This is a genomic window from Nostoc sp. NMS4 (assembly GCF_017115095.1).
Lineage (GTDB): Bacteria > Cyanobacteriota > Cyanobacteriia > Cyanobacteriales > Nostocaceae > Nostoc.
Genome location: NZ_JABXKI010000300.1, coordinates 1 through 10,791, shown reverse-complemented (window position 1 = coordinate 10,791; position 10,791 = coordinate 1). Strand labels below are relative to the sequence as shown.

Annotated in this window: 13 protein-coding genes and 1 pseudogene; 10 read left to right on the top strand and 4 right to left on the bottom strand. The window is 39.7% G+C overall.

Annotated elements, in window-relative coordinates; translation table 11 throughout:
- Positions 1-69 precede the first annotated feature (69 nt).
- From HWQ37_RS28380 to HWQ37_RS28355, 6 genes and pseudogenes are all read left to right on the top strand, one after another.
- On the top strand, positions 70-1,089 hold the full coding sequence (locus HWQ37_RS28380) for a sensor histidine kinase (RefSeq protein WP_292753761.1): 1,020 nt from the start codon (positions 70-72) through the stop codon (positions 1,087-1,089).
- Between the two features lie 15 nt (positions 1,090-1,104).
- A complete protein-coding gene (locus tag HWQ37_RS28375; RefSeq protein WP_292753760.1) occupies positions 1,105-1,533 on the top strand; it encodes a response regulator in 429 nt (142 codons plus the stop codon).
- Between the two features lie 70 nt (positions 1,534-1,603).
- Positions 1,604-1,999 (top strand): response regulator, encoded by a 396-nt coding sequence (locus HWQ37_RS28370; RefSeq protein WP_292753759.1) that lies wholly within the window; start codon positions 1,604-1,606, stop codon positions 1,997-1,999.
- Positions 2,000-2,069: 70 nt separating this feature from the next.
- Positions 2,070-3,272, top strand: a complete 1,203-nt coding sequence (locus HWQ37_RS28365; protein WP_292753758.1) for an IS630 family transposase — start codon at positions 2,070-2,072, stop codon at positions 3,270-3,272.
- A gap of 36 nt (positions 3,273-3,308) precedes the next feature.
- A pseudogene (locus HWQ37_RS28360) lies at positions 3,309-3,737 on the top strand (EAL domain-containing protein); the annotation flags it as partial.
- A 169-nt stretch (positions 3,738-3,906) separates the two neighbouring features.
- Complete coding sequence (locus tag HWQ37_RS28355; protein WP_292753757.1) at positions 3,907-4,524, top strand: class I SAM-dependent methyltransferase; 618 nt, start codon at positions 3,907-3,909, stop codon at positions 4,522-4,524.
- A gap of 220 nt (positions 4,525-4,744) precedes the next feature.
- Here the strand turns inward: HWQ37_RS28355 and HWQ37_RS28350 are convergent, their stop codons facing one another.
- Complete coding sequence (locus HWQ37_RS28350) at positions 4,745-4,996, bottom strand: hypothetical protein (RefSeq protein WP_292753756.1); 252 nt, start codon at positions 4,994-4,996, stop codon at positions 4,745-4,747.
- 139 nt (positions 4,997-5,135) lie between these two features.
- On the bottom strand, positions 5,136-5,633 hold the full coding sequence (locus tag HWQ37_RS28345; RefSeq protein ID WP_292753755.1) for a GNAT family N-acetyltransferase: 498 nt from the start codon (positions 5,631-5,633) through the stop codon (positions 5,136-5,138).
- Between the two features lie 332 nt (positions 5,634-5,965).
- Between HWQ37_RS28345 and HWQ37_RS28340 the strand changes: the two genes are divergently transcribed.
- The 4 genes from HWQ37_RS28340 to HWQ37_RS28325 all read left to right on the top strand — a co-directional run bounded on the left by HWQ37_RS28340 (position 5,966) and on the right by HWQ37_RS28325 (position 8,126).
- Positions 5,966-6,166: a hypothetical protein gene (locus HWQ37_RS28340; protein ID WP_292753754.1), complete on the top strand. Its 201-nt coding sequence runs from the start codon at positions 5,966-5,968 to the stop codon at positions 6,164-6,166.
- A 131-nt stretch (positions 6,167-6,297) separates the two neighbouring features.
- Entirely contained in the window at positions 6,298-6,519 is a 222-nt protein-coding gene (locus HWQ37_RS28335) for an ATP-binding protein (protein WP_292753753.1), read from the top strand.
- Positions 6,520-6,573: 54 nt separating this feature from the next.
- Entirely contained in the window at positions 6,574-6,816 is a 243-nt protein-coding gene (locus HWQ37_RS28330) for a response regulator (protein WP_292753752.1), read from the top strand.
- A gap of 131 nt (positions 6,817-6,947) precedes the next feature.
- Positions 6,948-8,126 carry a hybrid sensor histidine kinase/response regulator gene (locus HWQ37_RS28325; RefSeq protein WP_292753751.1) on the top strand — a complete coding sequence of 393 codons (1,179 nt, stop codon included), beginning with the start codon at positions 6,948-6,950 and terminating at the stop codon, positions 8,124-8,126.
- A gap of 48 nt (positions 8,127-8,174) precedes the next feature.
- Here the strand turns inward: HWQ37_RS28325 and HWQ37_RS28320 are convergent, their stop codons facing one another.
- Both HWQ37_RS28320 and HWQ37_RS28315 read right to left on the bottom strand, forming a co-directional pair.
- Positions 8,175-8,894, bottom strand: coding sequence for a DUF4079 domain-containing protein (locus HWQ37_RS28320; protein WP_292753750.1), 720 nt, complete (start codon positions 8,892-8,894; stop codon positions 8,175-8,177).
- A 187-nt stretch (positions 8,895-9,081) separates the two neighbouring features.
- A complete protein-coding gene (locus HWQ37_RS28315) occupies positions 9,082-10,701 on the bottom strand; it encodes a glycosyltransferase family 39 protein (protein WP_292753749.1) in 1,620 nt (539 codons plus the stop codon).
- Between the last annotated feature and the right edge of the window lie 90 nt (positions 10,702-10,791).

Sequence of the window (10,791 nt, the reverse complement as noted above, 5' to 3'; positions counted from 1 at the left end):
TCTGCGTTCATATAAGTTACATTTTGTCAAAACAAATTAGATGCGTTTCCCCTGATGCTGACTACAGCGATGGAGAACGAAGAAAATGAGTTATTGAAACAGCGCTCAATTGAGGCGAACGCCAGCGCTCATCAAACAACTTTCCTAACTATTTTTGGCAGTATTATCGCTTCTATTATCGTTGGTTTAGCAGCCACGATTACTAATCAGGAACTCGTCAAACGCAAACGGATGGAAAATTCTCTGCAAAAAGCTCGTGATGAGTTAGAAATAAAGGTTAATAAACGGACTGCTGAACTGAGAAACACTAACGAAGAATTACAAACTGAAATTAATGAACGCAAAAAAGCAGAGTCAGAGATTCTCCGCCTGAACGTCCAGCTTGAGCAGCGAGTTGCAGAACGCACAGCACAACTCGAAGCCACTAACAAAGAGATGGAAGCATTTAGTTATTCTGTGTCTCACGATCTGCGGACCCCTTTGCGGAGCATCGACGGCTTTAGCCAAGCACTCCTAGAAGATTATGCTGACAGGCTGGACGCATTAGGTCAAAACTACCTCCAACGAGTGCGTGCAGCTACCCAACGGATGGCACAATTGATCGACGATTTACTGAATCTATCACGATTGACGCGCAGTGAGATGCGTTGCGAAAAGGTCTATCTCAGCGCACTGGTGGAGGCGATCGCTACAGAGTTGCACAAAACACAACCAGAACGCCAAGTAGAGTTTATCATTACGCCGGGGTTGGTTACTAATGGTGATCCTCATCTATTACGGATCGTGCTAGAAAATCTACTGGGTAATGCCTGGAAGTTTACAGGAAAACATCAAAGAGCAAGGATAGAATTTGGGCTTGTACAGCAGCTTAATACTCATGTATATTTTGTCCGTGATGATGGTACAGGCTTTGATATGGCTTATGTTGAGAAACTCTTCGGTGCTTTTCAGCGCCTACACGCCATGACTGAGTTTGAAGGTACTGGCATTGGACTAGCTACTGTGCAGCGCATTGTTCACCGTCATGGTGGCCGGGTTTGGGCCCAAAGCACAGTGGAGCAAGGCGCAACATTTTACTTCACCCTTTAATTATAGGAATACAACATGATTTTACTTGTAGAAGACAATCCTGATGATGAAGCGCTAACTCTGCGCGCACTTAAGAAAAACAATATTATGAACGAGGTAGTGGTAGCACGCGATGGGGTGGAAGCCCTAGATTATCTCTTTGGTAAAGGTGCATACACCGATCGCGACATGAGCATTATGCCCAATCTCATCCTTTTGGATTTGAAACTGCCTAAAATGGATGGTCTGGAAGTTTTGCGACAGCTACGAACCAACGACAGAACAAAAATCCTTCCCGTCGTCATTCTCACTTCCTCCAAAGAGGAGCAAGACTTAATCAATGGTTATAGCTTGGGTGCTAACAGCTATGTTCGCAAACCAGTAGACTTTTCCCAATTCAGTGAAGCAGTGCGACAACTAGGTTTGTACTGGTTTGTCTTGAACGAATCACCGCCAAGAACATAGCTTCTACCAATCCTCCAAAATCAGGTTATAGACGTAAGGCTGACTTTCTTAATTACGAATTACGAATTACATGAGTATACCTCTGCGCGTATTACTTGTTGAGGATTCAGAAGATGATGCTTTGTTGCTGCTGCGTGAACTACAACGTGGTGACTATGAAGTAACCTTTGAACGGATTGATACACCTACAGCCATGAAAACTGCGATCGCAGGGCAAACATGGGATATCGTTATCTGTGATTATTCTATGCCGACCTTTAGCGCCCCTGCTGCATTGAAGCAGGTTAAGGAAAGTGGACTTGACCTACCATTTATTATCGTCTCAGGGACTATTGGTGAAGATACCGCAGTCGCCGCCATGAAAGCTGGTGCCCATGACTACATCATTAAAGGCAATCTAGCACGACTTACCCCTGCTGTTGCCCGCGAGTTGCGCGAGGCACTAGTACAGCGCGGCGTAAGTTAATGAACCATTATGATGAGATAATAAGTAAGTACAATTAAAGTTGTTTTGAGTTATAAAAAGGAATCAGCGTGTGGCAAGATTAGCACCACAAACATTAAAACTGAGGGATGATGAACAGTCAGAACTAGAACAGTTGATTAAGCGACATAACACGCCACAGCAAATAGCACTGCGGGGAAAAATAGTATTATATGCCAACTTGGGCAAAAATAACCGAGAAATAGCTCGAATATTAAATATTAGTCGAAATATGGTGATTTTATGGCGAAACCGATGGTTAGCCAGCAGTGATAGTCAGTTATTGGTCAGTCAAAGGTTAGAAGATTTAGAGCGTGTTGGCACACCTGCGAAGTTTAGTATGGAGCAAGTAGTCGAGTTATTCGCACTTGCTTGTTCTCCACCCGAAGATTCTGGAAGACAGATAAGTCATTGGACTTCCCGTGAATTGGCCGATGAAATTATGAAACAAGGGATAATTGAAAGCATATCTGCTCGCCATGTAGGAAGATTATTAGAGGAAGCAGAATTAAAGCCCCACCAGAGTCGCTACTGGTTAACCCCCCCTGTGGATGAAGAATTTGATCGCAAAGTCGAAAATATTACTACTTTATATACCAAAGCAATTGAGCATCACCAAAACGGGGAGAGAACAATCTCTATTGATGAAATGACAGGTGTTCAGGCGAGGGAACGCCTCGAAAAAGACCTACCCATGCGACCTGGAAAAGTGCAAAGAAGGGAATTTGAGTATATTCGTCATGGCACACAAACGCTCATCGCCAATTTTGATGTTGCTACAGGCACAATTATTGAAGCAACTTGTGGAGATACAAGGACTGAATTTGATTTTGCTCAAAATATTCGTCGAACGATTGAAAGTGATCCGAATGCTCGGAAATGGAATTTGATTATGGACTGTCTGAACACTCACCAGTCTGAATCATTAGTTCGTCTTGTCGCTGAAAAAGAAGGGTTAAATATTGACCTTGGTGTTAAAGGTGAAAGTGGCATTCTCCAATCAATGAAAACAAGAGCCGCTTTTTTGAGTGACCCCACACATCAAATTGTTTTTCATTACACACCTAAACATTCTTCTTGGCGAAACCTTATTGAGATTTGGTTTAGTATTTTGGTACGGAAGTTACTCAAACGTGCCAGCTTCAAAAGTCAGGATGACCTCAAAACTAGAATTCTTGCTTTTATTGACTACTTTAATCAAACAATGGCTAAACCTTTTAAGTGGACATACACAGGTAAAGTTCTGGCTATTTAATGGCCATTTCATTTCCGCCGTGTTGTACTAGAGACTGGTTTAGAACCTGGCAGTTTAAAGCTGGAGATTACCGAAAGCGTACTTATGGAAAATATGCAATTAGCAACTTTTATGCTATTACAACTACAACAGATGAATATCCAGTTACACCTAGATGATTTTGGCATCGGCTATTCATCCTTGAGTTACCTGCACCGCTTTCCCAGTAACGCTTTGAAGATCGATCGCTCCTTTATTGCTAAAATTGGTGCTAATGGAGAAAACTTAGAGATTGTTCAAGCGATCGTCGCCCTAGCAAAAAGTCTAAATATAGATGTAATAGCAGAGGGCGTAGAAACACTAGAGCAACTAGCACAACTTAGAGTGATGAAATGCAAATATGCACAGGGATATTTTTTCTCCCAACCCCTCGATAGCCAATCGGTAGAAACATTAATTTTATCTGGCATTGAACCTAGATATTAGTCCGTCTTTAGCTTTGTATAACTAACCCGACAAAAGCCCAATATTACAACCAATTCAGAACCGCTATAGTTAATTTGTATAGTTAATTTGTATAGTTAACCAAATTCTTGGAGGCGCAGCTAAACTTACCCTCAAAAAGCATCAAGCTTTAAGAAAGCTGCGAAAACTAATGACTGATAACTTTTTCAATAACAAAAAGCTACTTTTTGACCTCTGGGCATCAAGTTACGATTGGTTCTTTCCTTCAGTGTTTTATCGAGCCATTCACCAACGCTTGTTGGAGTACGTCAATTTACCAGAGCCAGCAAATGTACTTGATATCGGCTGTGGTACTGGACGCTTACTTGAACGCCTTGCTACTCAGTTTCCCGATCTACGAGCTACCGGATTGGATTTATCTGCTAATATGTTGCGGGTAGCAAGACAGAGCAACCGCCACCGTCCACGCATAATTTATATTGAGGGCAAAGCTGAGTCTCTTCCCTTTGCTGATGGTCAATTTGATGCCGTTTTCAGTACTATCAGCTTCTTGCACTATTTGGAACCTAAACAGGTGGTTAGTGAGATAGCACGGGTACTTTCTCCTGGTGGACGCTTTTATTTGGTTGACATTACTTCCAAAAAAGAGACAGAACCTCAATTATTACCCATCTCTCCCCGTGGAATTAGACTCTACAGCCCTAATCAGCGTCAACTTTTTGGCTCCTCTGCTGGGCTATTGTGTTTGAATCACCATTATTTACTAGGGCCTGTCTTACTAACGATTTTTGCTAAACCTCCAAGTTAAAAATAGCGAATGAGGGAGAATAAAGGGCTGGAAACATCTTGTATCAAAATTATGATCGCACGCTTATCCCAGCCTCTAGCTCTTTATGCTATTGGGATGAACAATAGTGATTCCTTCAACTTCTACAAAGTCTTTTGGGTTTAAAGTCAGAATATGGCTGATGTTATGGGCAAGCACTACTGCTTGTATGCGTAAATCGTGGGTGCGTTTACCTGAAATCTTATAAGTTGTAGCCTACTTCATCATCGTAGATATTTTCTCGACGCAGAGCTTCATCATCAAGGTTGGCATAGCTTTTTGGTGCTGTATCTATCCACTCCTGCCAAAGTAATAATCTCTCTGATGATGTTTGAGGTTTACTAGTTAGTAAGGTTAAATGCTTGTTACTAAGCTTTTCTTGAAAGAGTTTTTGCTCTTCAGGGGAGAGGTTTAGTACCACTTCTACGAGGGAATTAACAAGTTGTACATTCATGGTTGTGTATACGATTCACTCTTCTTCAGTCGGAAGCGACGGGGTTTCGCCCTGCCCTTATGCTGCTTTATTATAATACTGACTATTGCTCCCGCCATACAGCAAAGGACATAGCTAATTTCTGCTCACGCTGCCAAAATTACGAATTAGTCCGACCTCGATATTCCATAAACACCACAGGAACTTTGAGCAGCCTTTTAGCTAACTGCGAGAATCTAAATTTATCCTTGAGCGTAGATAAGCCTATTGTCTTGGGAAATTGTGGCAAGTCTTCAAAAGATATTGGCACAAAATCAAAGCAACTGTAAAACTGTACCAGCCGTTGACCTAAACATTCCAAATAAAGTGGTTGCGTTGCTGTATTAATCAAATGCTGTGTTAGCAAACTACCCAAACTGCGACCCCTCCAAGCTGATGCAACGACCAAGCTACCAAGTTCTTGTGCCCCTGAGAAATTACGTAGCTGTCCGCAAGCTATCAAATTCTCATCGCATTCAATTACCCAAAATTGCTGCCAATTTAATTGAGTTGGGTCGAGTTTCGCTGAAAATACCAGCAATCGAATCGACCACTGATCCGCAGAGGTTGCCTTGCGAAGGATACATCCAGATGGTAACGATAGATTGCTCTGGTTCATTAGTTACACTTTGATAGTTTGTATCATAATCATCACACCATACTATTCATTCAGATCCATATAGATGATTTGGTATTTTTTGTCAACTATCAATAAAGCAATTTTAAAAGCATCTTGGATATAAAACCCATTCCAAGTTCTCTCTTAATGACAGCAAGCGTTCTAAGGTTAACAAATTCTATATTTGTGGATTTTCATCAGCATACATGAATAGTACTAAACAATACTTACGATAGAGGGACGAATCAGCCATAACTATATTCTGGATAGATACACTCACACCCCTAATTTTTTTAAGATAGTCGCAAGATTAAATCATTAGGAATGTAGTCATGGCTGAACAACAAAAAGAAAAATCTAATAATCAAGAAGCTACTCCTACCGCTTCTGGTGGCTACCAAACCCCTATCGAAGAAGGTATCCGCAAAACTGGCGATGCTGAAAAGAGTGATGCTAAAAAAACTGCTACTCCAGAAGCACCAGGAGAAGATTCTGTAGCAGGTAGCCCCAATCAAGGAACTGAGTCACGTTAATTGGTTTGAACTTTCCCAAGTTTTAATCATCTCGTCGGGCTTTTTATAATCACCCTAATACAGTAAGTATCGAGTGAATATGTAGTGTAACAGCTACAATTATTCACTTATTTTTTTGGGGTCATAAGCGAATGGCACTAAGAAAAGATACAGCCCTTAATCTGACTGGTTCCCAGCCTAGAGGCTGGGAACTTGGTGAGACAAGTCTTTGGGCTTTTCTTAGTGCCATTCGGCCTAGCTATCTTGGTCTAGCTATCTGCAAAAAAATCGCTGAACGGCACGGTAGTCGCATCTGGCCTGAATCGGAACCAGACGTAAGAACAGTATTTTATTTTACCGTCAACGCAAATTAAGGTATCTTTAAATATATATACTTAACAACTGCTTAGTAACCTTCTAATAAGCGTATGATTTCCTGTCAAGCATTGCGACCCATTGAAATTTTGCTGGTTGAAGACTCTCCTGGTGATGCTAACTTAACTATTAAAAGCTTTTTAAATGCTCAAATCGCCAACAACTTGCACTGGGTTGAGGATGGTGAAAGTGCTATGAACTACTTACGGGAGCAAAAAGAGTTTACTAATTTTCCTCAGTCAGATTTAATCTTACTCGATCTAAATCTTCCAGAAATGGATGGCGCGAAGTATTAACCGAAATCAAAAAATAAGAAAAGTAATTGGTTTAGAAATTTCAGTTGTTGCTTATAGCACCAGAGAATTAAACCCTGTCTGATAAATAGAAAATCAGGTGATTATCTAACAAATTGATATAACCCTGTACTATGGAAAAACTCGCAATTTACATTCTATTAGTAGAAGATAGTACAAGTGATGCTCATCTGCTACACCGGATATTTTTAAATGCAGATCAAGAACAATGGCAGATGTTACACGTTGAACGGTTATCTGAGGCGATAGAAGCTAGCAGGGAAAACTCTGCATCCACCCTTGATAATTCTCAGATAGGGAGTCGAAAGCAACGCAGATTCGACCTAGTTTTGTTAGACCTAAGCCTTCCAGACTCTATTGGACTGGACACGTTAAAAGAATTTCGGGCCGCAGTACCTGATATTCCAGTTGTGGTATTAACAGGTCTTGATGATGAAGATTTAGCACTGCAAGCATTAGCAGAAGGAGCGCAAGATTATCTAGTTAAAGATAAAATGACTATAGAATGGTTAGTACGTGCCATTCGCTATGCCATTGAAAGAAGCGAAATTATCAACCAACTACGCGAGAGTGAAGAACGCACCCGTCAAGCGCTGGCAAAGGAACAGGAACTCAACGAGTTAAAGTCAAACTTTGTAGCAATGGTTTCCCACGAGTTCCGTACCCCTATGACTACGATTCGGACGGCTGTAGATATCCTTGAATACAACAGTAATAAACTAACTGATGTCCGTAGAACTAAATATTTTGAGCGAATACAAAATGCTATCAACCAGATGCTTAATCTCTTAGATGAGATATTGTTCTTGAGTAAAACGGAAGCAGCCAAACTCGAATACAACCCTACACTTTTAAATTTAGAAAATTTCTGTAGTGAACTCACAGATATTCTTCAACTAAATGCAGGTAGTCAGCACAGCATTATCTTTACTTTTCAAGGTGAATCAACCCAAGCCCAAATGGATGAAGACTTACTAAATTGTATTTTAACCAATTTAATTTCCAATGCCATCAAATATTCCCCTCAAAATGACACTATTTGGTTTGATTTGATTTGCAAAGATCGCCTCGCAATTTTCCAGATCAGAGATCGGGGAATGGGAATTCCTCTCAAAGACCAAACTCATCTATTTCAAACCTTCTATCGCGCCAGTAATGTGGGTATAATTCAAGGAACAGGACTAGGACTCACTATAGTTAAAAAGTGTGTGGAGTTACATGGTGGTCATATTCAATTAGAAAGTGAGCAGGGTGTTGGCACAACAGTAATTGTCACTCTGCCACTAGAATGATTTGGCAAGTAAATTATTATAGTTGGGCACTGGGCATTGGGCATTGGGTTATTTTGGTGCTTGAGGATTTGGCGTTGGACAAGTTTTATTGGCAAAATCACACTGATAAATGTAGGGTTCTTGCCAACTCAAGGGAATTTCTAATAAGTCTCGCGTTCCTGTCATGCCTTGTCCAATAAATAGCAACAAAGCAATGCAGTTTAAAATCGTATGGACGATACGCCAGCGATTAGATTTATCTTGATAAATATCTTGAACAATTGCTAGTGAAAAAATCATCAGCAATGCTGCGGTAATCCCAATATAATAATGTGACCAATACCACTCTTGAGTGAGGCGATATACGCCATCTTGACAGCCTATAATTACTAAACCTGCACCAGTTAAAGTTGCAAAAACTGCCCGCCACATTTTCTGCTTTGCCCGATAAAGAAATACTAAGGAGGCGATGGTGGCAGCAAATATTAGTAGGATAAAAATGACTTGGAAAGGTGTTTTATTCCACAATTGATTTTTGATAATATTTTTGCCAATAGGGTAGCTTAATCCGATTAAAGTTAATCCAACAACTGCACCTGTCAGCCTTTCACCTAACTGCTTATGTTCTGCACCCACCACTGGAGGAATTTTACTCTTATTCCCTGCTAAAATTTGCAATCTGCGTTGGCGTGTTTGCCAAGCAAAGTTAACTACTGTACCGATGAGTGGAAACACGAATATAATTGCGATCGCAGGATGTAAAAGACCAAGAAAATCTATTATTTGCATACAACACTTTTCAATGAAAAATTTAATTCATCATAAAGTATAATTTAAAGTATCGTATCATTAGTTAAATTAATTTCAGATGAGAATTAGTTTAATATTTATTTCAGGTAAGGGCAATAAAGCCTTTTCTCGTAGAGAAGCGAATTCGTCTACATAAATCGCCCATACCTACAGCGTATAGCTTTGGCTAAGTTCTAATTTTTTCAAAAAATACGTCGCTACGTGGATTTTCTATTTTCCAGACTAAGTAATTCTTGTCACCATAGGCAACAAACATTTTGTAATTATAATTTGTTTCTATTTCCTTGCGCCAGGTATCTGAAGGATTTAGTAAAAAAATATCAGTGAACTCATCAGGAATATTGGGGATAGAATGGCCTTTTACTAATTGAAACTGCACTTTTGGCTCTAAAAGATAGCTGAGAGAAAAGACATTCCCATAATTAATACCAGAATCATTGCTAATCAAAAGTGGATGAGTAGCCTGATTGATAATTTTTGCGACTTGTGGATTACCATAGCTAATAACCTTACTCCACCAAGTTTCAGCCTGAGAACTCACTCCATAAGAAACTAGCCCACAAATAATCACTAGTCCCATGATTGTTTGCCAGATTCTCCGTTGTACAAGACTCTGATTATTTAGCTGCGTAGCTAGTAGATAAGTAACAGCTAGTTGAATTCCTAAATAAGAAACTAATAAATAACGTTCTGCGAGTGAGCGTATACCCCCAAAAAGTAAATCTGGTAGCATTAAAGGTAGTGCCGGAATCATAATCAGCGTGACGATGAACAACCAGATTTTATAGTTAGTTGTTTTACAAATAAAATAAATAGAATATCCAATAAGAACTAAAAAAATTGGCGCAATTACATAACTAAACGGATTTTCAAAGCCAAAGTCTAAATCAAGAAAAATCCGATTTAACTGTAAAAGCCAAGATTTAATTAAAATGTCTAGGGGTAAATGTCTCTTTGTCCAGGCTGTTGAACTCTTTACTTGCAACACGTTAACTATTAAAACCAGTATCCAAGGTGTAAAAGCTAAAAACCCTGCTATAGATGCTAATAGATATGCTTTGACTGTTCTTGTAAACTTAAATTTCGCAGTGGAAATTACATAAATACCATGAGCAACGGCAACAAATCCAGTGAACAAAAATGTATAGAGACTAAGCGCTAAAGTGACTGCATACATTCCCCAATTTAATATGCGTAGTACTCGATTTTTTGATTCCAATCGTAATGCTCGTAGTAGTGAAGCGCTGCATAGTAATACAGTCACTATCCAGAGAATATATTCTCGTGCTTCTTGGGCGTATACTAAGTGAATTGGGGAGACTGCCATAAGTGCGATCGCAACCTCAGATACCAATCCCGATGCTTTAAATAATTCTCGACACAACCAATAAATGCTGGGGAAAATCAACAAGCTGATAAAAACAGATAAACTTCTGATTCCTGTCACCGAATTACCAAATATTTCCACCCAAAACCGAGCGAGTATATAATACAGTGGTGGATGCTGTGGATCGTCTTTTTCCAAAGATATAATTGTGTCACTTAAGCCTTTCTCTAGATTGGGACTTTGAAATTTGGCAAAACTTTCCTTATTAATTATGCGACCATTAAATATTTGCTGCTTGACTTGATCTGCTGTATAACCAGAAATCCGCAATGAAGTAAAAGTCTCATCGTGCCAGTAAACTTTGCGATCGAGGTTGAAAAAACGAAAAAATATACCCACCATCAACAAAACGACAATGAGAAACCGCAACCTATTTGTAGCAAGTTGGAGATGCCGCATAACTAAATTTCACAATAACTTGTACAACAATTATGGGCTCTTGCGCTACTTTTATGGTAAAAGTTAAAATAATTTAAATTTCATGCCTAT